Below are 22,875 nucleotides of genomic sequence, written 5' to 3'. Positions count from 1 at the left end.
GCATGTTCATGGTGGCCTCGAATTCGACGGGGCCAAACGTCCGAGGCGGGACTGTCTGCGCCAGCGGCCGTGGCGGGTGCGTTCGATCCAGGTCACGATCGCGATGCGCAGGTACTCACGGGTGGCCCAGAAGCGGCGATCGGGGACGTTCTTCTTCGGCAGGCTGAAGGACGACTGTATCGCCGCATTGCCAGCGCACGAGGTGACCCTGCCCGCCGAGCCGAGCATCCGGCAGCGGGGAAGAGCGCGCAGGAACTTCCGGCTTCGAAATTGTGATCCTCGATCCCTGTGAGCTGCGCAGCCGGCAACGTCACCCCGCATCGCGACAGGGTTCTCTCACACATTGGCGGCCAGACCGCACTTCATTCTGGAGTCGATCTAGTAGCCAACGATCTCGGTTCGAGAACCCGTCTTCAACCGCGCTGAGATAGAGCTCACCCTCCGTGATGGTTCGGTGTTCGGTGATTTCAGCCAGCCAGGACTGGTTCGGCTTCCCGGCGGTGAACTCATGCCGGGTGCGCCCGGTGCTATCGATCACCGTACAGAGGTCGTCGTAGACCACAGGTCCGGACTTCTCACCGTTCCTTCCTCGTTTCTTGCCGAACGCGCCACACCAGGAGTTGTCACGACAGCTGCACCACGGACTGCCATCCGCCATTTCCTGGCCAGCATCGCGGGCTTCGTCCGCGCGCGTTTGGCCGGGCCCGGCGCCGTCGCCCACCGCAGCACGCTGCAATCACTTCTGGAACGTCATCACGTGACCACCGAAGTCCTTTGCGATGCGCTCGATGGTCATCAGGCTCACGACCGGGAGCAACACGAACGACGTCGCCACCGAACTCATCCGGATAGGACTGAGGCACGATGCCATCCTCCCGGGCCAACCTGGTCAGATGTCACCTACTCGTGCAGCAGACCCTCCGTACCCCCGCTGGGCTCGCCAAATTTGCCCGGCCAGTTCCGGAGCGTCTCGGGGCCGACGTCGTACGCAATGGCGACGTCGTTGAAGGGCCCACTGTCCGAAATGTCCGCAGCAACTCAGTGGACCGCAGAGTGTGTGGCGCCTGAATCCGGGCTCGCACGCGGTGCCGCTCACTGAACAGGGGCATCGAGGCGGTAGATAGTTGTAATCTGCCACTTGCAACCATCCAACCCAGAGCAGGCAGGGGCACCACTGTGGCCGCCACGATGCATGACGTCGCCCGCATCGCGGGAGTTTCGATAAAGACGGTTTCGAATGTCATCAACGATTTTCCCCACGTTCGCGCCGAAACGCGTGCACGGGTCAGGAAAGCGATCGAAGAACTCGAATACCTTCCGAACCTGAGCGCCCGCGGCCTGCGTTCGGGCCGCACCGGTGTCATAAGCCTGATCGTCCCCGACATCCGGAATGCCTACTTCTCCGAGCTCGCCGACGCGGTCATGTGGGCCGCCGAGGCCCGCGGGCTTTCCGTGATCATTGAACAGGCCGGATATGACCGCAATCGGGAACTCCTTCTCCTGCGCGGCCCGCGCACGCAGCTCGTCGACGGCATCCTGTACAGCGCCCTCGCCCTCGGCGAGGAGGACGCCGGCGTGCTCGACAGCGTCAATACTCCGGTTGTACTGCTGGGTGAGCGAATCTTCAATGGCCCCACAGACCATGTGACGATGCAGAATGTGGAGGGTGTGCAGGCAGCTACCGAACACCTCCTGGGCCAGGGCCGCCGTCGAGTGCTGGCGTTCGGAAGCCATCCCGGGGAAGAAATCGGATCTGCCGGGCTGCGATTGGTCGGATACAAGCGGGCACTCGCCAATGCCGGGGTCGAGTTCGACGAAACTCTCGTGTGCCCAGTGGAATTGTGGCTTCGGGCTGACGGTGCAAAAGCCATGCGCGACTATCTGGCACGCAACATTCCTTTCGACGGGGTCGTGGCATTCAATGATCTGCTTGCTCTCGGGGCCATGCGGGTGATGCAGGAGGCTGGGATTCGCATTCCGCACGACGTTGCCGTCGTCGGCTTCGACAACATCGACGAGACGAAGTACACCCTCCCGTCGCTGTCGTCGATCGATCCCGGCCGGGAGGAGATTGCCGAAGTCGCGGTGGAATACCTGATCGAACGAATCGCCAGTGCTGACACCCCGCTGCCACCGAGGGAGCATCTGACCGCTTTCCGCCTGATTGAGAGGGAGTCGAGCGCCCCGAACCGACCCGCTACTGCGCCGGAATCGCTGCCTTCACCCGTGCTTCTCTAACCACGTCAAATCGGTATTGACAGCGTCTGGTCGGGAGGCCATTATTCATTACAACGTTATATACAACGTTGGAAACCTCTCCGAATCAACACAGACAAAGACGTCACCAGGAAGGCACACAGTGAATCGAAGGACTGTTTCGGTCGCCGCGACCGCTCTTGCGGTAGCCGCGCTCCTCGCAGCATGCGCCCCCTCTCCCAACGGATCCGAAACCGGAACCAAGGCTGAGGGCTGCACGAACACCATCACGAAGACCGACGCACCCGTGGTGTCGGTCTGGGCGTGGTACCCCAATATGGACAAGGTCGTTGACAACTTCAACGCACTGAACGACGACGTTCAGGTCTGCTGGACCAACGCTGGCGCCGGTGCCGATGAATACGACAAGTTCCAGACGGCAATCGTCGCGGGAACCGGGGCTCCGGATGTCGTCATGCTCGAGGCCGACCGCGTTCCGAACTTCCAGATTCAGGACTCGCTCGTCGACATCAGCGACCTCGGCGTTGCGGCGGTTCGCGGTAACTTCAGCGAGGGTGCGTGGAAGGACGTTTCCGTCGGTGACGCCGTCTACGCTGTCCCCATCGACGGCGGCCCTATGGCCATGATCTACCGCACGGACGTCTTCGAGAAGTACGACATCACCCCGCCAACCACGTGGGACGAGTACCGCGCAGCTGCACAGAAGGTCAAGGATGCAGGCGGACCTCTCTTCGGCGATCTCGGTGCAAACACCCCCGCGGTGTACTTCGCGCTCGTACAGCAGAAGGGCGCTCAGCCGTTCGAGTTCGACCCGGCCAACCCCACTGAGATCGAAGTCAACCTTGACGACCGGGACTCCAAAGACGTTCTCGACTACTGGGCAGACCTCGTCAAGGACGGCCTCGTCGGCACAGTCGATCAGTTCACCCCCGAGTACATTGCCGGTGTTGTGAACGGCGACTACGCCACCTATATCTCCGCAGCGTGGGCACCCGGCTACCTGACCGGCGCTGGCGTCGGCGTCGGCGGCGGCACCGACCAGGGAACCTGGGCTTCCGCTCCACTGCCCCAGTGGGACCCGGCGAACCCGGTCGCCGCCAACTGGGGGGGCTCGGCTCTCGCCGTGACCGCTCAGGCGTCGAATAAGGAGCTGGCGGCGAAGGTCGCCCTCGGCCTCTACGCCGATGACGCATCACTCAAGGACGGCTGGTCCAACCAGGTCATCTTCCCGCTCAACCAAAACGTACTGACCTCAGACGAGTTCATGAACGCCGAAGTGGCGTTCTTCGGAGGCCAGACCGTGAACAAGGACATCTACGTGCCGGCGGCGGCCTCCTATGAGGGTTACGTGTACAGCCCGTTCCAGGTCTATTACTACGCACAACTGCAGGAAGCTCTCACCGCAGTCAACGCGGGCGAGCTCACGGGCTCAGCTGCGGCAGACCAGGTGCAAGAGCGACTCGTTGCGTACGCCCAGGAACAGGGCTTCACCCTCAAATAGCACCACACCAGGCGCTACCCGATAGCACTGGCAGTTCCAGCAGCACCCCGGTCGGCAGCGCCGCCCACAGTGGTCCCGCACGATGTGAATCGTGCGGGACCACCACCCCCTCTCTCGCGCCCCGCTGCGCAAACCCCCTAACGAAGAAGTTGGACCATGGCCGTGACGACAAGAATTGTGGGCTCAGCGCCCCCGGGATCTCATGCTTTCAAGGCTCCGAAGAGAGTCGGAATCGGCGCTCGCCAGCGGCGCCACGGCCGTATGGGCTGGCTCTTCATCGCACCATTTGCAGTTGTTTTTGTCACGTTCCTGGTCGCTCCGCTTGCGTACGCGTTCTACTTGAGCCTCTTCACGAAGGGCCTGGCAACCGGAACGCGGTTCACGTTCTTCGCGCAGTATGCGAAGGCGTTCAGGGACCCTCAGTTCCTCGAGGGAGTCTGGTTCGTGGTGCGCTTCTCGCTCACCCTCATCCCCTTACAAATGGCGCTGTCGCTGACCGTCGCCCTCATCCTTGATGCGATCACGACGCGGTTCTCCCGCATCGCCAGGCTCATGATTTTCCTGCCCTACGCGATTCCTGGGGTAATCGGCGCGCTCATGTGGGGCTTCCTCTACAGCCCCAACTTCGGCCCCCTCGATCAAATTTTCGCGCCATTCGGCGCGGACGCACCGGAAATGCTCGGCTCCGGGTTGATCTTCCAGTCCCTCATGAATGTCGTTGTCTGGCAATGGGCCGGCTATTACATGATCATCATCTACGCGGCACTGCAGGGAATCGATCCCTCCCTGTACGAAGCGGCCCGACTCGACGGGGCAAATGCTTGGCAGATTGCGCTTCGGATCAAGATCCCGCTTGTCACCAACGCTCTGCTTCTGATCCTGGTATTTGCGCTCATCGGCACTCTGCAGTTCTTCAGCGAACCGCAGATCCTCCGGCCGATTGCCAACGGCACAATCACACCGGGTTTCACGCCGAACATGTACGCGTATACCCAGGCCTTTTCCTACGCACAGTTCAACTACGCATCAGCGATCTCGTTCTCGCTGGGCTTCGTTGTCTTTGTGTGCGTCTACATCTTCCTATTCCTCACTCGTAAGCGCGGGAGCTTCCTCCAATGACCTCACTCCTCACCTCTCGCCGGCCCTCAGGAGCCCGCCGTGCTCCCAGGAACATCACCGCGCACCTGTTCCTCGGGGCGCTCATCGTCTACTTCCTTATTCCGGTCTGGTGGTTGATCGTCGCCAGCTCCAAAGACGCCACGGGCCTCTTCGCCGGCACAAATGGTGCGCTCTGGTTCGACAAGAACATCGACTTCATCGGCAACTTCCGCGACCTGTTCACGTTCAACGGTGGCATCTATCTGCGCTGGATGGGCAACTCGCTGCTCTACTCGCTCTCGGGCGGGCTGGGCGCGACCGTCCTGGCCGTGCTCGCGGGCTACGGTTTCGCCAAGTTCAAGTTTCGAGGCCGAAGCTTCGCCTTCGCGCTGTTGCTTGGCGCGGTCATGGTGCCCGTCACGGCGCTCGTCATCCCGACCTTCATCATGATGGCGGGACTACAACTGACCAACACCATCTGGGCGGTCATCTTGCCTTCGATGCTGAGCCCTTTCGGCGTCTACCTCATGCGGGTTTACATCGCCGATGCTGTGCCAGACGAGTTGCTTGATGCCGCTCGCGTTGACGGTGCCGGAGAGTTCCGCACCTTCGTGCAGGTCGCGCTGCCGCTGATGCGCCCGGCGATCGTGACGGTACTACTGCTGTCGATCGTGGCGACCTGGAACAACTACTTTCTGCCGCTGGCAATGCTCAACGACAACAACTTGTACCCCGTCACGGTCGGACTCGATCTCTGGCAGGGGCTGGCCTCGGGCAACAACGGGGGCGGGTTCTCGCTGTGGAGCATCATCGTCATGGGCTCGCTCGTTTCCATCATCCCGCTCATCGTCGCGTTTCTCTCGCTCCAGAAGTACTGGCAGGGCGGTCTCTCGCTCGGCAGCCTCAAGTAGCCCTCTTCTCATCCCTATCGACAAGGAAAGATACCTATGCCTTCTGCGAACTTCACCATCGATCCGCGCTCTGGTGCGGGTGTCATCAACCGTCGCCTTTTCGGTTCCTTTGTCGAGCACCTGGGCCGCTGCGTCTACGACGGAATCTACGAGCCCAGCCATCCGACAGCCGACATCGACGGTTTTCGTGAAGACGTCAAGGATCTGGTCCGAGAACTGGGCGTGTCTGCTATTCGTTACCCCGGCGGCAACTTCGTTTCTGGCTACCGCTGGGAAGACGGCGTCGGCCCGCGAGAAAATCGGCCGACTCGCCTCGATCTCGCGTGGCACTCGACCGAAACCAATGAGGTCGGAATAGACGAGTTCGCTCGTTGGACCACAAGTGTCGGCAGCGAGCTCATGTATGCCGTGAACCTCGGCACACGCGGCGTGCTGGACGCCCTCGATGTGTTGGAATATGCCAATATCAGGTCCGGCTCGGCGTTCGCCGATGCACGCATCGCCAATGGCACGCACGAACCGCACAACGTTCGTATGTGGTGCCTCGGCAATGAAATGGACGGCCCCTGGCAACTCGGCCACTCCACAGCGGAAGACTACGGCAAGCTAGCCGCGCAGACCGCTAAGGCCATGCGCCAGGTCGATCCCGACCTGGAGCTGGTGGTGTGCGGGAGTTCGAGTGCGCAAATGCCAACCTTCATCTCGTGGGAGCGCACCGTACTCGAGCACACCTATGACGATGTCGACTACATCTCCTGCCATGCCTACTACGAGGAGAAGGACGGCGACCTCGCAAGCTTCCTCGCGTCGGGTGTCAACATGGACCGCTTCATCGAAACGGTTATCGCAACAGCCGATTATGTGAAGGCGGCCAAGGGCAGCAGCAAGACCATGAACATTTCGTTCGACGAGTGGAACGTCTGGTACATCGAGCGCTACCACCAGATTGACAAAATCACCGAGGTCGACGACTGGCCCGTTGCTCCGCGCCTGCTTGAAGACTGCTATTCGGTTGCAGACGCGGTCGTGTTCGGCAGCCTCTTGATTTCCCTGCTCAAACACGCCGAGCGGGTCACTTCTGCGAGCCTCGCCCAACTTGTCAACGTGATCGCGCCCATCATGACCGAACCAAACGGCGAGGCTTGGCGTCAAACGATTTTTTACCCGTTCGCGTTGACGTCGCGGCTCGCGCGGGGCGAAGCGCTCAACGTACGGCTGAACTCCGACAGCTATGACACGGTGCAGTACGGCACGGTCAACGTTGTCGATGCCGTCGCAACCCACGATGCCGAAAACGGTGCGACTGCCGTCTTCATCGTGAACCGGTCGCCAGATGCCGTGACGACGGTCACCATCGACGTGAGCAGCCTCGGCGATGTCGTGATCGTCGAAAGCCACATAATCTCCGACGATGACGTCTATGCGGCGAACACGCTCGATCAGCCTTACCGTGTCACGCCCAAGCCAGTCAGCTCGGCAGTTCTTGTCGATGGAACGCTCACAATTGAGCTACCCGCCGTGTCATGGACGGCGATCGCGCTGCGCGGCGCCTGAAGGGCCAGGGTTGCGCCGCGACGCCCAGAATTTGTGAAGGCGATTGAAGCCAACTTTCGGTAACGCAGTTAATTTTGGCTGCTGTCCTGTCGAGAGAGGGTGGCCGGCCAACTTTTCGATTCAAAACGGTCCGGGCAGCGCGCGGACTTCCGAGGCCGGTGGCCGCGCCAAGGCGTATCGGGTTCACGGCTCTGGCGTGGCCGCAGTGAACCTTCATGGCGCCGCGCCGGTCAGCGCCACCGAAGTCAAGCAGGTACGCGCGCTAGCCGTAGGTCCTGGCCATAAGGCCCGAAAATCGGGCTCCAAAGCAATGCGGCGGCTCCTCGACATCGCCGACGTCACACTAAGGCTCGGGTGCCGCAGCTCCGAGCCTCTGGCGCCTCCACATCGACAGCATTGCCATCCGAGAACGGGCTCATATCACCGCGACGCCCACGCAGCCAGCGCCGGGCCATCGTGCGGGCGGACGCAGCATCCGAATCACCACGTGACGTATCAACGTGATCCCAACCCGTCGGGAAAAAAAGAGAGCCCCGGAATCTCGATGATTCCGGGGCCTCGGTGTGGACCCTAGGAGATTTGAACTCCTGACCTCCTCGATGCGAACGAGGCGCGCTACCAACTGCGCCAAGGGCCCCTGCGCCTTGCGACTCAGTTCATAGGTAGGTTATCACTAGCCGGTGGGGCGGCAGGTTCGCTCAGCCGACGGCGCGACGGCGGGCGAGCACGGCGTCGAGATCCGGTGGGGCGGCAGGTCCGCTCAGCCGACGGCGCGACGGCGGGCGAGCACGGCGTCGAGATCCGGTGCTGCGGTGGCAGCGTCATCCACGATTCCCATGCGTGCGAAGCGACTTGGAGCCGCGACGGGGGCTGCCCGCAACGTCTGGATCGCCACGACGTCCTGCTGGGAGGCCCGCACGGCCTGTTCAGCGCTGGCTGACGCGAGCCGGAGCCCCGCGCCCATGTCTGTCCCTGAACTGGCCGGAGCGAGCGATCGGGACAGGTACAGCGGCTGGGGAACAGGCACCGGAGTCCAGCTCGACCCGCGCTCCTCGACAATCCTGATGCGCTCAGGAACGCGGCTCATCGAGGTGCGGCGTGCGACTGGAGCGCTGACATTCTTACGAACTCGTGACGCGCCGGCGATTGTCGTCAGTAGGGATAACGAGCCGACCGCGACCGCGGAACCTGCCGCGAGGACGACCCACGATGCGACAACTGCCCCCGCGGTAACCATCAGCGCGAGCTGCACAACGGTCACGATCACCGACGCGAGCAGCGCGACCGCGACGATGGCACGACCGCGGCGCAGTCGGCGCGCAGCGAGGGTCCGTGCATCCTCGCGGGGTACCGTGGGTGGACGAACAGGTCCGACGGCAACGGGGCCCTGCCTCAACTCGGCGCGCTGGGCCTGCGCAAGCTGCTTCGCAGCGAGGTCTGCCCTGACGGCATCCGGAATTTCGGCGCTCTCGGCAAGCACCCGAATCGTCTGCTGCAGTCGCACCGCATTGCGCTCGGTGGCCAGATATTCGCGGCGCTTGAACCAGTTCGGCACGAGGTATGCGAGCCACAGGGCGGCGGCGATCGCGAGCATGAGCCCGCCACCCGCTCCCGTAAGTTCCATAGGCATACGGTACGAGCCGGGCGGCCACTTGGCGCGACACCACGCGGACGCGAATCACACCTTCGTACGGAAGTCCCCGAAAGAACGCGTCAGGGTACGAGTGGTCGCGCGGCCCTGGCCCTGTCTGCTGGAGGGACTTCCGCATCTGCCGTGACGGCCTTGCCATCGCGCCAGCGTCGGAGCACCCCGGTTGGCAGTTCGTCCACGGTCAGCGCGAAACAGAAATGATCACGCCAGTCCCCATTGATGTGGATGTAGCGACGCCGAAGACCCTCGTAGCGGAAGCCGAGCTTCTCGACCACGCGCAGGCTCGGCTCATTCTCCGGCCGGATGCAGATCTCCATGCGGTGCAGCCCCACGCCAAAGAAACAGTGGTCGGTCGCGAGAGCCACAGCCGTCGGGGTGAGCCCCTTGCCGGCGAACCGCTCTGACACCCAGTATCCGATGGTCGCTGACGACAGTGACCCGTACGCAATCGATGACACGTTCAACTGCCCGGCGAGTTCTCCGTCGCACTCGATGATGAACGGCAAACCGAACCCAGCCCGTGCATTCTGCTGCAGGCTCCGGATGCTCGATCGCACGTCGAACGACATGGGCCCGTGCGGGTTGGTAGCTTCCCACTTGCGTAGCCAGCCACGATTCTCTGCAAGCTCCCGCTCAAGTGCCCGAGCATCACGTACTCGGATCGGACGAATCGTCGTGCGTCCCTCAGAGAGGGTGGGGATCGCTGTGGCCACGTCAGTCGAGGTCGGCTGAGAACTGCTTGAGCCAGGGCCGCAGTTCGGGGCCGAGGTCGTCACGTTCCACGGCGAGCTGCACGATCGCCTTGATGTAGTCCACCCGGTCACCCGTATCGTATCGACGACCGCGGAACACGACGCCGTAGACCCCGCCCGCGATGTTCTCTGAGGCCATGGTCTGCAGGGCGTCCGTCAACTGGATCTCGTTGCCCTTGCCGGGAGCCGTGTGCTCGAGCACGTCGAATACGTCGGGCTGAAGCACGTAACGGCCGATGATCGCGTAATTGGACAGCGCCTCGCCAGCCGCCGGCTTCTCGACCAGCCCGGTGATCTTGACGACATCGGGGGTCCCGGTCTTCTCGACCGTAGCGATGCCGTACATGTGGGTAGAGGCCGGGTCGACCTCCATGAGGGCGATCACGCTCGCGTTACGGTTGTTCTGCTCCTCGATCATGCGAGACAGCAGCACGTCCCGGCTATCGATCAGGTCATCACCGAGCAGTACGGCGAAAGGCTCGCGGCCGACGTGCATCTTCGACCTGAGTACTGCGTGGCCGAGCCCGCGCGGATCCCCCTGGCGCACGTAGTGCATGTCGGCCAGGTCATTGGAGAACTCGACCTTCTTGAGGCGGTCGGTGTCACCCTTTTGCTCGAGAGTGGCCTCGAGCTCGGTCATCCTGTCGAAATGATTCTCGAGTGCGTTCTTATTGCGACCGGTAATCATCAGCACGTCGGTCAGACCGGCTGCCACGGCTTCCTCGACGACGTACTGGATCGCGGGCTTATCCACCACCGGGAGCATCTCTTTGGGCATGGCCTTGGTCGCAGGCAGGAACCTGGTACCAAGGCCCGCGGCGGGGACGACTGCTTTTGTAATCCGGAAGGCCATGAACACAGGCTAGCGGCAGTCTGCTCATAGTATTGGTGCCATGTCTGATGAGGTAGGACTCGAGAAGCGTGCTCTGAGGGCCGAATTGCGAGAGCGCCGCCGCATCACCACGGCAACCGGACGGGCCGAAGCCAACGCCGCCATCACCACCAATCTGAGAGCGCTGGCGACGCAGTTTGAGGCGCGCACCCTCTCCGCTTACCTGTCGATTCCGGATGAACCGGGCACCAGGGATTTCCTGGCGTGGGCCTGCGCCGAAGGAATCACTGTGCTGTTGCCCGTCTCGCGTCCTGACGGCCTGCTCGACTGGGCCCTGTACGACGGCGAGGAGGAGTTCGAGGACGAGCTCGGAATGCCCGCCCCTACGAGCGAACCGCTCAGCCCCAACGCGCTCGACGACGTGGACCTGATCATCGTGCCCGCCGCATCCGTGGATCGCACCGGCATGCGCATGGGGTGGGGCCGCGGCTACTTTGATAAGACCCTCGGATCAATGCAGCAGCGCCCTCCGGTCTATGCTGTGATCTTCGACGATGAACTCGTGGATGCCGTTCCCAGCGAACGACATGACCAGCGAGTCGACGGCGTGGTGACCCCCTCCGGCATCGTTGCCCTCTGAATTTCTAAGGACTGAACGTGCCCACATACTCTTACCGTTGCACCGAGTGCGACCGCGCGTTCGACATCGTGCAGGCCTTCACCGACGACACGCTCACGGTGTGCCCGACATGCGGCGGAAAGCTGCGCAAGGTGTTCTCTCCCGTGGGCGTCTCTTTCAACGGCTCGGGTTTTTATCGCACTGATTCCCGATCTGGATCCTCAGGCGGCGGATCGGGCTCGTCGAACTCCAAGACCGAATCATCCAGTTCGGCATCCGAATCCTCGCCCGCGGCGGGGGGAAAAGCATCACCCGAGAAAACCGCGGCTCCCCCCACCGCATCCCCCCCTGCTTCCTCTGGGAGCACAACAGGTCAAGGAGCATGATGCTCAACGGATTCAAGGAGTTCATTCTCCGTGGCAACGTCATCGACCTTGCGGTCGCCGTGGTCATCGGCGCCGCGTTCACATCGATCGTGAACTCGATCGTCCAGGGAGTAATCAATCCCGCCATCGGCGCGCTCTTCGATGCATCGGACCTGGCCGAGGCGCTTCCCCTCGCCATCCCGACCGTATCGGGCGGCAACGCGATCATCTCTTTCGGCGCAGTACTCGCAGCGGTCATCAACTTCCTGCTGGTGGCTCTCGTGGTCTACTTCGCGTTGATCGTGCCCGTGAATGTGTTGAAGAAACGCGCGGCAGCGCGTAAGAACGCCGGCCAGGTCGTCGTACAGGAGCCGATCATCACCGAAATCGACCTGCTCGTCGAGATTCGTGACCTACTGGCCAAACCTGCCATCGAGACCGGCAAGCACGCCGACTCCTGAGGCCGTCGACCCCCGGGGCTCTATCGCACTCGGACGCTCAGGGGTTCAGGGGCTCAGCCCCAGTGTGGGGGCTTATCCCTGCGCAGTTGCTCGTCATTCTCCGTAGACGAGTGCCGCGGAGGTTCCGGCAACGGGGACGGGTCTGAACCCGGGGGCGGCGGCGTACTCGCTCGGCGCCGTCGGATGCGCGGCGCTGGCACTGGCGCTGGCGCTGCCTCCTGGCCGGATTCAGCGTCGCCAGGCATCAGATTCGCGGAACCGCGGGACCGATCACGGTGATCGGCTCTGTCACCGGTGACGGGTCTGCTCCAAGCATGACCGCGACCTTGGATGCCACGGCTTCCGGATCGCTGAACAGCTCGAAGGCGTGTACCCGCAGGTAGTGCCATCCGAGTCGCCTCAGCAGCTCCGGGCGAAGCCTGAGCGACTCTCGCAAACTCGACTTGTGCAGCACCGTGTCAGTCTCGATAGCGACACACATGCCACCTCTGGATGCCACGAGGCCGAGCTTTCCGCGGTGACCCAGCGCGACGTTCAGCCCGCGTGACCTCAGCCTCTGGGCAAGGTCGACCAGCATCGGCTCGCTGTCATCCGGCAGGGGCACTGCCGCCTGTCGTGCACCGATTTCCCCGAGAATCTCGGCCAGCGCGACGGCACCGTGCCTCATGCGACCGTCATCCAGGTCTTCCGGCTTGAAGGAACTGACGATGACCATCGAGCGGCGTGCGCGCGTCATGGCGACGGCCAGCAGGCGTTCGCCGCCGGGTTCGCCGAGAGCACCGAAGTCTGACAACACCCTGCCGTGCGGGGTGCGACCGTAGCCGATGGAGAAGATCACCCGGTCGCGGCTCTGTGCGACGGCCTGGTCGATCGTCGAGACAGCGAATGGCTCTGGTCGGTCACTGACCACGAAGTCGACGAGACCGGCTCGCGTGCCAGCGGCATCGAGCACCGCCTGCATGACCCTGACGGCGTGCTTCTGGCTTGCCGTGATGACCATGAGCGATTCGTGCGGACGTTTGACGGCGTGGTCGAGCACGAGGTCGACGACACGCTCGACCTCGGCATCGGGGCTTTCGACAGCTCCGGAATCGGGGTCGGGCATGCCGTGGCCCTTGACCACATAGTCCAGCGCGAGGCTGCCGTGGCCGAGGAACGTCCCCGCCCAGGGCAGTGAGACGATCCTGCCGCCATAGAAGCGACGGTTTACCAGTTCGGCGAGGTCTTCACCTCCGGGACGGTAACTGCGCGTGAGTGACAGTGTCGGCAACAATCCACCGAGTCGGGCGAGGGCCGAATTGGAGTGCAGTTCATCGCGGGACTCATCGGTTTCGGCCGGGCCGTCGACGTCGTCCCCAGCGCGGTCGACGATGCCGATCTCGAACGGGGCGGGAGTCTGCGTGACGGGGTCACCGAACGCGATGACCTGCTTCGCACGGCGGATGGCGCCGGCGTTCTCCGCGATCGTCGTGGCACCGGCATCGACCAGGATGACCACATCGAACGGCATGGTCTCGACGATCGAGTCGATCTCGTATGGCGACGACAGCCACACGGGCGCGACGGTGCGCGACAGGTGAGGAGCGGTGGTCTGCAGGTCGAATGCTGACACCGAGTCTCGTCCGAGCATGCGCTTGAGCAGCTTCGCCTCATCCGGCCAGTCGACCAGCCCGATCTTCCAGTTTTCGGCCAGCTGCCAGCTCAGCTGCTGGGCATTTCCCTGGGCGTGCGCCTCGTCGACGAGCCTGAAATCGGCCTCGAGCCTGTCGAGCACCGAGGTATTCGCCCCGAGCAGGGACTTCTCGGATTCGAGCATCGACTCGAGTGCAGACTTCCACCACGACAGTTCGAGCTCGGCGGCGACATCACTTTCGGGCACGTGCCTGCGGGCGAGGTCGTCGATGAGGGGATCGAGTTCGAGTTCGCGCAACGACGCCATCAGTGTGGTGCGTTCCTGGAGGTTGTGCAGCACATCGGACTCGGCCGCGAGGCTCGACAGCTTCTCGAGCAAAAACGGGACGGCGAGCATCCCGAGCTGGGTCTCGCGCGTGGTGAGCCCGAGGGGCTGGTCGAGTTCTGACAGGTCCTGCGCTACCTCGTTGAACGCAGCCTGCACCTGTCCGATGCCGACGGGCACCTCCGGAGTCGCACCCTCGGCCACAAACCTGTGCCACAGCACTCTCTGCTGCTGGATGCGCACGAGCGCCTGGTGCAGGTCGGTGACCTTGACGCCGGGCCGGACATACTCCACCGCGAGTTTCTTGAGCCTCCGACGATTTCCACCGGACATGTCAGGGAAGTCTTTGCGGGGAGCAGTGGCGGCGATGAGTTCGGTAATCGAGCGGTCGAACACCCTGGGCAGGAAACGGTCCAGACTGTCGCGAAGATCGATCAGCAGCCGCAGGTATATCCCGAGCTCCGTCACGCTCTGGAACGGACGCATGTGAGTCCCGGAGATGAGTCGCATCCCGGAGTCCACGAGCGCAGACACGCTCTGATTGAGTCGCTTGGCGGTCTCGTGCGCGCGGAGCGCCTCTTCACCGCTGGCGAACTGCGCGCCGTACCAGGGAGAGTCTCCCGGACCGTAGCGGAACTCCCCGAGCCGTGCTGCGGCGACCATGATCTCGGCTGCCCGCGAACGGTCTTTCGCCAGCAGTTCCACCGTGCGTCGCGACAATCTCGCGGTAGTGGCGGGCGGATTCGGCAGCAGAGCGAGCCTGCTCAACTCGGTGACACACTCGAGCACCGAGATGTCGAGCGCCTGGTCTGTTTTCGACAGGCCGAGCCGGTAATCCAGCAGCACTTTGCGCAGCCTGACGAGTGCCTCATCCACTTCGCCGACGGAGGGCTGCGTGGCCTTCTCGCTGCGGGAGATCGATCGGATGATGTCGCGACGAAGCGTTCGCGGCGACACCGCGATACCGGGCATTCCGATGTCAGAGAGCCTGTCAGAGATCGACAGGAGGGAGGCACGGCGAGCGCTCGACACGAGAATGCGTTTGTTCTGGCCAACCAGTGTGCCGATCACATTCACGATCGTCTGGGTTCCACCGGTGCCGGGCAGCGTCTTCACGACGATGGAGTTACCCGCGGTGATCTGCGCGATCACGTTCTCCTGCTCGGAGTCGGCATCCAGCAGCAGGCTGTCGGTCGAGGGGGCGCGCTCGTCGGCCGCGACAGCCGTTACCGGCGCGTAGCCCTCTTCGATGGTCCACCGGGCCGACGTGTTACCAGCCAGCGCGTCGAGCACCGGATGCTCCAGGCTTGCGGCATCGGAGAGCAGTCCGCTCGACACCTCGGCGAACGACGAGACGATGAGCCTCGGGCTGACGGTGAACCACTCGAGGTGAGAGGTCAGGCCACGCAGCCGGTCGATGACGGGGTTCGGCTTGAAGGTGCCGTCGTCGTCCGTGAGAGCGACAAAAGCGTGCGCGTCAAGCCGGAGGTTGAACTGCTCGTCGAGGGCGCGTGCAAGCGCAGGGTTCAGGAAGGCCGAGCCGCGCAGCCTCACCTCGAAGTCGCGACCATGGCGGCGGATGGCGAGCGGGCGCAGCAGCACTGGCGCACGGAAATCTGTGACCCCGTGACGCCACTCGGCGATGCCGATGCCGAGGTGAACAGAATCGATGCCGCGAGCACTCTGGAGTTCAAGGCCCTTGGAGGCGATCGCGCCGGCCGCGATTTTTGCGGCACGCAGTGCGACGTCATCCCTGATCAGGTTCGACAGCAGGGTGGTCTTACCGGTGATGAATTGCGCAAGCCCACCGGGGTGGGTCGTCGACAGTTCTATGTGGGTGCGAGGCGAGTCATTGAAGTGCAACAACGGGCTGGCGCCACCGAGCCCCGCCAGTTCTTCGCGCCATTGGGCCCACACCGGCTCCGCCACGTTTCCGGCAGAGACTGTCGGATCACCGAAACTGATCACATGCGGGGCCGTCACCTGCGGCTGTGCACTCACGTGATGTGCTGCGGGGTCGCTGGAGCCCGCCTGCTGCTCATCAGGGTCAACAGTGAAATCTTCGGAAGGTTTGTTGGCACGCCACACACCGCAACCCTAAGACGACAGTGCGGAGAAAGCCGGGTGATACGGCCGGGTTTCGCATACTCGCGGCACCGTAGAATACGAAACATGGATGTTGTCACAGGCATCGTAGTGGCCGGCGTGACCACCCTGGTGATAGTAGGCGGCGGCCTCGTCATCGGTTTTGCCGCCCTGTTTCGTCGACGCAATGGTCGCGCAATCTCTGCTGGCTCGCCGCCAGGTTCGGCCGCGTTCGGCTTCGGCTCGGCGCCCATGGCCGAGCTCAGCTCGACCGCGGGCAGTGCACTGGTCCGTATGGATGACGCAGTGCGTGCTGCCGATCACGAGCTCGGCTTCGCCATCGCGCAGTTCGGCGCTGAAAGGTCGAGGGGGTTCGGGCAATCGATCACCGTAGCGCGAACGAAGGTCGCCGAAGCGTTTCGACTGCGGCAGTTGCTCGACGACAGCACCGCCGACAGCGACCGTCACCAGCGGGAGTGGACGCTGCAGATCATCGCGCTGTGCGAGCAGGCCGGCGCGATCCTTGCCCAGCAGGATGCCGCGTTCGCGGGACTGCGCAGACTGGAGGTGGGCGCGGCCGACGCGATCGCCCACCTGCGCAGGCGCACCGCGGCGACGCGGGAACGAGTGGATACCAGCCGCGTGACACTCGCTCGCCTGGAAGCCAGCTACTCCCCCGCCGTCGTGGCCGGCATCACCTCGAACGTCTCTGCGGCTGAATCCTCGCTCGCGGAGTCCGAGGCGATCACCGACGAAGCCGCCCCCGCTGTGACGTCCGCCGGGGTGAGCGCAGTCTCAGGCACCCTGCAACGGGCATCCGAGATCGCAGGCCGCGCCGAGCAACTTCTCGATGCCGTGGATCGAACCGAGCGCGATCTCGCGTCAGCGGAGGTCGCGTTGGCCAGCTTGCGCGAGTCCACCCGGTCAGACCTTGACGAGGCGAAGAAGCAGCGGGACACGGCCCCGGATGCCGAGTCGGGCCGCGCGATCATCGACGCGATGGCGGCCGTCGACGAGGCTCTCGCGACCGGCAGTGGCCCGGCCGATCCTGTGGACGATCTGCACAGGATCGGTGAAGCCGTCGCCAGGCTTGACCTTGCCATGGCAAGCGCGCGCAACCAGGCCGACCGCCTCGCCCACGCGCGCGCCGCCTACGCGGGCACGCTCGTATCTGCCGCAAGCCAGATCGCCGTCGTGCGCGACCTCATCGGCGCGCGTGGCGGCGGGGTGAGCGCCCGCACCAAGCTGGCAGAAGCTGAGCGCCAGTACGCGCTCGCGCAGGTCGAGACAGACCCGGTAGAAGCGCTCGACACGATCCGACGGGCCGTCACGCTGGCCAGGGACGCCGACGCCCTGGCACGGTACAGCGCCTGACCGTAGATGACGAAGGGCCGCGCCTTTCGGCACGGCCCTTCCGATAATTGCTGTGGCTCAGCGAGAGGTGAGCGCGAAGGTCACTGCGCCCTCGTCCGAAACCTCTGCGTCAAGGACCTTGTCGTCGAGTGCCTTGGATGCGTTCGGCTCGAGAAATACCCGCGCGCCCGAACTCTCGACGACCGAATCACCCGGCTCTGCGCCGGCGACGACGGCGACATTGAAATTGGTGGCATCCGGGGCATCACCGTGGATGCGCAGGCCAGCGGCGTCAGACTGAGGCGCTTTGTCGACGATGGATTTGACGACAGTCGTGGCTGTGTCGGTCAGTGTAAGCATGGAATTCGTCCTTCCGTTATCAAGCAGTGTCGATCAGTGAAGATAGCCACGCTTCCGCACTCGGCTCTGAGCCCGCAAGCTCAGGCCCGGACTCGGAGGCGATACACATGTTCGGGGCGTGACCGGATGAGTTCACCTGAACTTCATCTTTGCTGCGCACCGACGTCAGCGACCAGCGTCAGAATGATCGCAGAACGGAGGCTCAAGATGTCCCATTCCCAGCACTTCTACCTGATCGAAAACGGGCATGGCCGGTGGATCATCCGGCACCAGATCACCGACGTCATGGCGGGTAGCGTCCTCCGCACAGCCGGTGGGTTTCGACTCAAGAACGAGAATGCGCGCACGGTCGGTAACTTCCCCACGATTGAGGCAGCGCTCGAAGGCCTGTACTCCACGGTCTAGCCCGCCACTTGTAACAACTCGCTCCTAATGGTTGCGTCACGCCACACGCGGTCGCTACCGTGGAGCACGCGATAGCCGGAGGAGGCCACGATGATAATGACTCAGTTCTTTACGACACAGTTCTTTATGACACAGTTCACGGGGGTCACCCGCATTACGGGCACTTCCCTGCGTACGCCTCTGCCACTCGGGTAGCGAACACATCCACCGCACTGACGGTGGCTCGCATTCTGGCGATGGCTCGCTTTTCAGGGTCGTCCCAGCGCAGCATGTCGCGCTGAGCCCGGCCCTTCTTCCCGGCTCCGCTCATTGTCGTGAGCCGCAACCCACCCGCCGTTCACTCGGCGGTCCCGCGCTTCTCGCCGCCGCACCGCGGCCGACGGCGCACAGAATCACGGAGAAATACACGCTCATGCGCATAACCCTGGCTATCGACACGCGTCGCCACGATCATCCACCCCAACACGCACGCGCCACGCCCCAGCCCGCCCTGCGAGTCACCGCTATCGACAGGTTCGCCCTGCACCTGGGTCTCGCTCTGGTCAGATGGGGCCGTCGATCGCGGTTCGGTTCGACCTTCGAACATCGGGCGAACCGCGTCGAGCGCGAGCTCGCCCTGCAGTCGCGGGAGAGGGCCTGGGAACGCAGCGCCCGTCTCACCCTGCCGCCGCGATGAAGAGGAGCCAGCGGCCCGGCGGCTGCATCACCTCGGTGATCCAGCCGCCGGGCCGTCCTGTTCGTCCGGACTAGGCAGAGAGCCGGGCAACCTCGTCGGCGGTGAGCTCCAGCTCGGCAGCCAGTACCGAATCCCTGATGCTCTCCGGCCTCGACGCGCCGGGAATCGGGATGACGATCGGTGCGAGGGCGAGCTCCCAGGCGAGGCAGACCTGCTGCGGGCTCACTCCATGTGCGTCGGCCACGGCCTGGAACTCGGCCCACTTGCCGCCGAGCTCCTTTGCGCCACCGATGCCACCGAGGGGGCTCCACGGCAGGAACGCGATTCCCAGCTCTGCGCAGAGGTCCAACTCAGGCTCACTCGATCGGAATCGGGGAGAGAACTGGTTTTGAACGGACACGAGCCGCCCGCCGAGAATCTCGTTGGCCAGGCGGATCTGGTCGGGATTGGCATTGGATATCCCCGCCATGCGGATCATCCCGTCGTCGAGCAGGTCCCGGATCGCTCCGACGGAGTCCGCGTAGTCGACCTCCGGGTCAGGGCGGTGAAACTGGTACAGCCCGATCGACTCGACACCGAGGCGCTTGGCTGAAGCCTTTGCGGCATCCTTCAGGTAGTCGGGGTTGCCATTCTGGCCCCATGCCCCGGGAGTCGGTCGGAGGTGGCCGCCCTTGGTCGCGACCAGAATGCCGGACGTGTCAGATCCCCATGAGGCCAGCGCTTCGGCGATCAGGGTCTCGTTATGCCCGACCGTCTCGCCGACCTCCTGGTAGGCGTCGGCCGTGTCGATGAAGGTGACCCCGGCCTCCAGGGCAGCATGAATCGTCGCAATCGATCGAGCGCGGTCCGGCCTGCCCTCTATCGACATCGGCATGCCGCCGAGCCCGATCGAACTGACCTGTACATCGCCAATGGTGCGTTGCTTCATGGATGACCGTCCCTCTGTTTTTCAAAGAATTCCGTCTAATCAGCCTAGGGCCGCCATTCGGGATTCGGCATTCGGCATTCGGCAAGACATGGGCGGGGAAGTGGTGCTGCCCCATACGAAGCGCGCGCCCTCTAGACGACGGCGCCCTTGACGACGAAGGCGCCCCCGAAGCCGGAGGGCGCCTTCGTCTCGAACGGGCTACTTGTCGAGGAATGCCAGGAGGACGGCGTTGAACTCATTGGCGTGGCTCACATTGATTCCGTGCGGTCCACCCACCACTACGTGCAGGTCGCTGCCGGTGATCGTGGCGTGGGTGCGTGCTCCTGAGCCTTCGAACGGCACGACGCCGTCCGCGTCACCGTGGATTACGAGGGTCGGGACCGTCACCTTAGGCAGGTCTTCCCTGAAGTCGGTCGAACCGAACGCGGCCATCGCCTGCAGGGCCGCATTCTTGTCGGCCTGGTTCGCAAGCCGCAGGGCATCCTGGCGCTGTGCCTCGGTCACCTTCAGCTCACCATTTGCGGTGAAGAACTGAACGGTAAAACCGTCGTAGAACGATGCAGGGTCGGCTTTCAGGCCCTCGGTCATCCCGTTGGCAAGCTCCTCGGTGAGGGGCCCGTCCGGGTTGTCGGCCTGCTGTTGCATGAACGGGGGAACCGCTGACGCGAAGACGACGCTGTGCAGTCGCTCCTCACCGAACCGGCTGACGTAGCGGGCGACCTCGCCGCCGCCCATCGAGAATCCGACCAGTGTCGCGTCGGTCACGTTGAGGGTTTCGAGAATGGCCTGCAGATCGTCTGTCAACGTGTCGTAGTCGTATCCACTCCTGGGCTTGTCGCTGCGCCCGAAGCCGCGACGGTCATAGCTGATGACGCGGAAGCCCGCCGCGGTGAGTGCGGGGATCTGCTCGCTCCACGACTCGCCAGACAGCGGCCAGCCATGGATCAGGACGACGGCGCGGCCGACCCCGCCCGTGTCATCCACGTGGAGATTGACGTCCTTGAGAATTCCGTGATGTGCAGTTATTTCGCTCATATTCGACGATAAGTGGGCGCAGTTCGGCCCTGCTAGCCATTGCGCATTGCCCGGTCGTCGAGTACCGCCCTAGATCTTCGCGCGCCCCTGGATATGAGCGACGGCAGATCGGATGAGCGCCTGGAGCGACTCCGGCGTCGTCTGGTCGCCCTCGAAGAAGTCGATGGCGCGACGCTTGTTGCCCTCGAGTTCGGCGTTGAAGAGGTGGTCGGGATCGGCGAGGGCTGCGCCATCCATGAAGGTCAGTTTCGCTTTGTTCTTATGGATATTGCCCACGCAGATGATGCCGCCGAGCTCCCACACGGGCGATCCCATCCACTTCCAGGTCTCGACGATCGCGGGGTCGGTGGCGAGGATCGTGGCTCGAAGGTGTGCGAGCAGGTCGCCACGCCAGTCTGCGTTCTTTGCTATCAGGGCGTCGATCTCTTCGGCAGCATTCACGGCTCTTGCCTCCCGTTCGCGGTAACCGAATGGTATTCGCTATCGGGCCTCCTGGAACCGCCGGGCCTGGCTCGCACATGGATGCATTTACCCGGTCTGCCGAAGATGGCCACGATCTCGGCGCGGCCGGGGCCCGATCTGCTGGAGTGCGGCGTCTGGCATCAGGTTCTTTGCTGGGTGGGCACCGCAACTTGCCCTCACGGTAGCGCGCGTCCAGAGTGGGTGCATGACCTCACCTGAGCCGCACCCCACCGCCGCGGAATACTGGCAGAACCGCTACCTGGAGAACGTCAGGTCATGGAGCGGCAAGGTCAATACAGCGCTCGAGCGCGAAGTGGGAGGAGTCACCCCCGGCACCGCACTCGACCTCGGTAGCGGTGAGGGCGGGGACGCTCTCTGGCTGGCGCGCAACGGCTGGCGAGTCACGGCGGTCGACATCGCCCCGGCCGCGCTGGCCATCGGTGCGGCAGCCCAGCAACTCGGCGATGCCATCACCTGGGTAGCCGCCGACCTCAGCGAGTGGAATCCCCCCATCGAATACGACCTGGTCACCGCGTGCTTCCTGCACTCCACCGTCGACCTGCCACGCGAGCGAATCCTGCGTCGCGCCGCGGAGGCAGTGGCACCGGGTGGGATGCTGCTGGTCGTCGGTCACTCGGGCGTGCCCCACTGGGTCGACTCCCCCGCAGACTGCCACCATGGTGCTGGGCACCTTCCTACGCCCGAGGAGGTTCTCGCGTCACTGTTCGACGACAACCCGCGACTCTCGCTGGCCGACTGGGCGGTCGTCACGAAAGAACTGGTCGAGCGCCAGGCCACCGGCCCTGACGGCACCATCGGACCGATCGTCGACTGCGTGCTGGCGCTGCGCCGGGTGGTCACAGCCGAATAGACGAAGATGGGGCAATGCCGTTCTCCAGCTATGTCGCCATCGGCGACAGCTTCACCGAAGGGGTCGGCGACGACCTGCCCGACGGCACAGTCCGGGGGTGGGCCGACCTGGTGGCGCGTGGGCTCGCGCTCGCGTCCACCGGCACCGTGACCTACGCGAACCTCGCCATTCGCGGGCGACTCCTCGACCCCATCGCCACCACGCAGATGGATGCCGCGATCGCCCTGGCACCCGCGCTGATCAGCATCAACGGCGGCGGTAACGACATCATGCGACCGCGCGTCTCGATCGCCGCCGTTGCCAACCAGCTTCTCGCAGCGGTGGACTCAGCCACCGGGGCCGGCATCCACGTGGTGCTCGCCAGTGGAGCGAATCCGACCCGACACCTCCCGCTCGGGGCGTCGATCGAGAAGCGTGGCGACCTGCTCGCTCTGGCCGTGCGCGACAGGCTTCCCCGTGACGGCGTCACGTGGGTCGACAACTGGGCAGATGTCGAACTCGCGCAACTGCGCTACTGGTCGGTCGACAAATTGCACCTCAACAGCGCGGGTCACGCGCGGGTCGCCGGAAACGTGCTTGCCGCGTTGGGCGTGCCGATCCTCGCTCCTCATGGCGAGGATGGTGACATCCCGCGCCCCCGCACCTCGGCATACTGGCGCACCTACGTACTGCCGTGGATCGGACGGCGACTCACTGGCCGGTCGTCCGGCGACAACCGGGAACCGAAGAGCGCGACCCTGCAACCCGTCGTCATCGCGTAAAGCGGCCCCCGCGGCGTAATG

General features: G+C 63.9%; 21 protein-coding genes and 1 tRNA gene. 13 read left to right on the top strand and 9 right to left on the bottom strand.

Annotation, left to right across the window (positions count from 1 at the left end):
- The first annotated feature begins 1,176 nt into the window (after positions 1–1,176).
- The 5 genes from IEW81_RS08875 (at position 1,177) to arfA (ending at position 7,281) form a co-directional block, all read left to right on the top strand.
- On the top strand, positions 1,177–2,238 hold the full coding sequence (locus tag IEW81_RS08875; RefSeq protein WP_097059559.1) for a LacI family DNA-binding transcriptional regulator: 1,062 nt from the start codon (positions 1,177–1,179) through the stop codon (positions 2,236–2,238).
- 121 nt (positions 2,239–2,359) lie between these two features.
- The gene (locus IEW81_RS08870) at positions 2,360–3,718 is read left to right on the top strand and encodes an ABC transporter substrate-binding protein (protein ID WP_218839956.1); all 1,359 of its coding nucleotides are present in this window, start codon (positions 2,360–2,362) and stop codon (positions 3,716–3,718) included.
- A gap of 162 nt (positions 3,719–3,880) precedes the next feature.
- Positions 3,881–4,837, top strand: a complete 957-nt coding sequence (locus IEW81_RS08865) for a carbohydrate ABC transporter permease (RefSeq protein ID WP_229671317.1) — start codon at positions 3,881–3,883, stop codon at positions 4,835–4,837.
- The gene (locus IEW81_RS08860; protein WP_097059557.1) at positions 4,834–5,727 is read left to right on the top strand and encodes a carbohydrate ABC transporter permease; all 894 of its coding nucleotides are present in this window, start codon (positions 4,834–4,836) and stop codon (positions 5,725–5,727) included. Before IEW81_RS08865 ends, IEW81_RS08860 begins: the two co-directional genes overlap by 4 nt.
- Positions 5,728–5,763: 36 nt before the next feature.
- Entirely contained in the window at positions 5,764–7,281 is a 1,518-nt protein-coding gene (arfA, locus tag IEW81_RS08855) for an arabinosylfuranosidase ArfA (RefSeq protein WP_097059556.1), read from the top strand.
- 564 nt (positions 7,282–7,845) lie between these two features.
- Here arfA and IEW81_RS08850 read toward each other — a convergent pair.
- From IEW81_RS08850 to galU, 4 genes are all read right to left on the bottom strand, one after another.
- Positions 7,846–7,918: transfer RNA gene (locus IEW81_RS08850), tRNA-Ala, on the bottom strand.
- 123 nt (positions 7,919–8,041) lie between these two features.
- Positions 8,042–8,905 carry a hypothetical protein gene (locus tag IEW81_RS08845; RefSeq protein WP_143544607.1) on the bottom strand — a complete coding sequence of 288 codons (864 nt, stop codon included), beginning with the start codon at positions 8,903–8,905 and terminating at the stop codon, positions 8,042–8,044.
- 89 nt (positions 8,906–8,994) lie between these two features.
- Positions 8,995–9,645 (bottom strand): GNAT family N-acetyltransferase, encoded by a 651-nt coding sequence (locus IEW81_RS08840; protein ID WP_097059554.1) that lies wholly within the window; start codon positions 9,643–9,645, stop codon positions 8,995–8,997.
- A gap of 1 nt (position 9,646) precedes the next feature.
- Complete coding sequence (galU, locus tag IEW81_RS08835) at positions 9,647–10,537, bottom strand: UTP--glucose-1-phosphate uridylyltransferase GalU (RefSeq protein ID WP_097059828.1); 891 nt, start codon at positions 10,535–10,537, stop codon at positions 9,647–9,649.
- Positions 10,538–10,577: 40 nt separating this feature from the next.
- Between galU and IEW81_RS08830 the strand changes: the two genes are divergently transcribed.
- The 3 genes from IEW81_RS08830 to mscL are packed head-to-tail and all read left to right on the top strand — an operon-like array spanning position 10,578 to position 11,961.
- Entirely contained in the window at positions 10,578–11,156 is a 579-nt protein-coding gene (locus IEW81_RS08830; RefSeq protein ID WP_097059553.1) for a 5-formyltetrahydrofolate cyclo-ligase, read from the top strand.
- A gap of 17 nt (positions 11,157–11,173) precedes the next feature.
- Positions 11,174–11,521 (top strand): FmdB family zinc ribbon protein, encoded by a 348-nt coding sequence (locus IEW81_RS08825; protein WP_097059552.1) that lies wholly within the window; start codon positions 11,174–11,176, stop codon positions 11,519–11,521.
- On the top strand, positions 11,521–11,961 hold the full coding sequence (gene mscL / locus IEW81_RS08820; RefSeq protein ID WP_097059827.1) for a large conductance mechanosensitive channel protein MscL: 441 nt from the start codon (positions 11,521–11,523) through the stop codon (positions 11,959–11,961). Before IEW81_RS08825 ends, mscL begins: the two co-directional genes overlap by 1 nt.
- A 244-nt stretch (positions 11,962–12,205) precedes the next feature.
- Here the strand turns inward: mscL and IEW81_RS08815 are convergent, their stop codons facing one another.
- Positions 12,206–16,006, bottom strand: coding sequence for a DEAD/DEAH box helicase (locus IEW81_RS08815; protein WP_179691748.1), 3,801 nt, complete (start codon positions 16,004–16,006; stop codon positions 12,206–12,208).
- A gap of 84 nt (positions 16,007–16,090) precedes the next feature.
- On the opposite strand from IEW81_RS08815, the gene IEW81_RS08810 reads away from it, so the two are divergent.
- Positions 16,091–17,377 carry a hypothetical protein gene (locus IEW81_RS08810; protein ID WP_097059551.1) on the top strand — a complete coding sequence of 429 codons (1,287 nt, stop codon included), beginning with the start codon at positions 16,091–16,093 and terminating at the stop codon, positions 17,375–17,377.
- Between the two features lie 57 nt (positions 17,378–17,434).
- Here the strand turns inward: IEW81_RS08810 and IEW81_RS08805 are convergent, their stop codons facing one another.
- Positions 17,435–17,716: an iron-sulfur cluster assembly accessory protein gene (locus tag IEW81_RS08805; RefSeq protein ID WP_097059550.1), complete on the bottom strand. Its 282-nt coding sequence runs from the start codon at positions 17,714–17,716 to the stop codon at positions 17,435–17,437.
- A gap of 207 nt (positions 17,717–17,923) precedes the next feature.
- Here IEW81_RS08805 and IEW81_RS08800 point away from each other — a divergent pair, with 207 nt between their 5' ends.
- Positions 17,924–18,121, top strand: a complete 198-nt coding sequence (locus IEW81_RS08800; RefSeq protein WP_097059549.1) for a hypothetical protein — start codon at positions 17,924–17,926, stop codon at positions 18,119–18,121.
- A 412-nt stretch (positions 18,122–18,533) separates the two neighbouring features.
- Positions 18,534–18,797, top strand: a complete 264-nt coding sequence (locus IEW81_RS08795) for a hypothetical protein (RefSeq protein WP_097059548.1) — start codon at positions 18,534–18,536, stop codon at positions 18,795–18,797.
- A gap of 70 nt (positions 18,798–18,867) precedes the next feature.
- Here the strand turns inward: IEW81_RS08795 and IEW81_RS08790 are convergent, their stop codons facing one another.
- The 3 genes from IEW81_RS08790 to IEW81_RS08780 form a co-directional block, all read right to left on the bottom strand.
- On the bottom strand, positions 18,868–19,725 hold the full coding sequence (locus IEW81_RS08790; protein WP_097059547.1) for an aldo/keto reductase: 858 nt from the start codon (positions 19,723–19,725) through the stop codon (positions 18,868–18,870).
- Between the two features lie 198 nt (positions 19,726–19,923).
- Positions 19,924–20,760 (bottom strand): alpha/beta fold hydrolase, encoded by an 837-nt coding sequence (locus IEW81_RS08785; RefSeq protein ID WP_097059546.1) that lies wholly within the window; start codon positions 20,758–20,760, stop codon positions 19,924–19,926.
- Positions 20,761–20,829: 69 nt separating this feature from the next.
- Positions 20,830–21,201 (bottom strand): DUF1801 domain-containing protein, encoded by a 372-nt coding sequence (locus IEW81_RS08780; RefSeq protein WP_097059545.1) that lies wholly within the window; start codon positions 21,199–21,201, stop codon positions 20,830–20,832.
- Between the two features lie 226 nt (positions 21,202–21,427).
- Here IEW81_RS08780 and IEW81_RS08775 point away from each other — a divergent pair, with 226 nt between their 5' ends.
- Both IEW81_RS08775 and IEW81_RS08770 read left to right on the top strand, forming a co-directional pair.
- Complete coding sequence (locus tag IEW81_RS08775) at positions 21,428–22,093, top strand: class I SAM-dependent methyltransferase (protein WP_097059544.1); 666 nt, start codon at positions 21,428–21,430, stop codon at positions 22,091–22,093.
- A gap of 14 nt (positions 22,094–22,107) precedes the next feature.
- Entirely contained in the window at positions 22,108–22,854 is a 747-nt protein-coding gene (locus IEW81_RS08770; protein ID WP_097059543.1) for an SGNH/GDSL hydrolase family protein, read from the top strand.
- The last annotated feature ends 21 nt before the right edge of the window (positions 22,855–22,875 follow it).

The sequence above is a fragment of the Salinibacterium xinjiangense genome (assembly GCF_014645015.1).
GTDB lineage: Bacteria > Actinomycetota > Actinomycetes > Actinomycetales > Microbacteriaceae > Rhodoglobus > Rhodoglobus xinjiangensis.
This window is presented reverse-complemented; position numbering and strand designations above follow the sequence as displayed.

Coding starts and splice junctions, on each gene's coding strand:
- IEW81_RS08860 (WP_097059557.1), top strand. CDS start 4,834: ATGACCTCACTCCTCACCTCTCGCCGGCCCTCAGGAGCCCGCCGTGCT.
- arfA (WP_097059556.1), top strand. CDS start 5,764: ATGCCTTCTGCGAACTTCACCATCGATCCGCGCTCTGGTGCGGGTGTC.
- IEW81_RS08845 (WP_143544607.1), bottom strand. CDS start 8,905: ATGGAACTTACGGGAGCGGGTGGCGGGCTCATGCTCGCGATCGCCGCC.
- galU (WP_097059828.1), bottom strand. CDS start 10,537: ATGGCCTTCCGGATTACAAAAGCAGTCGTCCCCGCCGCGGGCCTTGGT.
- IEW81_RS08830 (WP_097059553.1), top strand. CDS start 10,578: ATGTCTGATGAGGTAGGACTCGAGAAGCGTGCTCTGAGGGCCGAATTG.
- mscL (WP_097059827.1), top strand. CDS start 11,521: ATGCTCAACGGATTCAAGGAGTTCATTCTCCGTGGCAACGTCATCGAC.
- IEW81_RS08810 (WP_097059551.1), top strand. CDS start 16,091: ATGGATGTTGTCACAGGCATCGTAGTGGCCGGCGTGACCACCCTGGTG.
- IEW81_RS08805 (WP_097059550.1), bottom strand. CDS start 17,716: ATGCTTACACTGACCGACACAGCCACGACTGTCGTCAAATCCATCGTC.
- IEW81_RS08800 (WP_097059549.1), top strand. CDS start 17,924: ATGTCCCATTCCCAGCACTTCTACCTGATCGAAAACGGGCATGGCCGG.
- IEW81_RS08795 (WP_097059548.1), top strand. CDS start 18,534: ATGCGCATAACCCTGGCTATCGACACGCGTCGCCACGATCATCCACCC.
- IEW81_RS08790 (WP_097059547.1), bottom strand. CDS start 19,725: ATGAAGCAACGCACCATTGGCGATGTACAGGTCAGTTCGATCGGGCTC.
- IEW81_RS08785 (WP_097059546.1), bottom strand. CDS start 20,760: ATGAGCGAAATAACTGCACATCACGGAATTCTCAAGGACGTCAATCTC.
- IEW81_RS08775 (WP_097059544.1), top strand. CDS start 21,428: ATGACCTCACCTGAGCCGCACCCCACCGCCGCGGAATACTGGCAGAAC.
- IEW81_RS08770 (WP_097059543.1), top strand. CDS start 22,108: ATGCCGTTCTCCAGCTATGTCGCCATCGGCGACAGCTTCACCGAAGGG.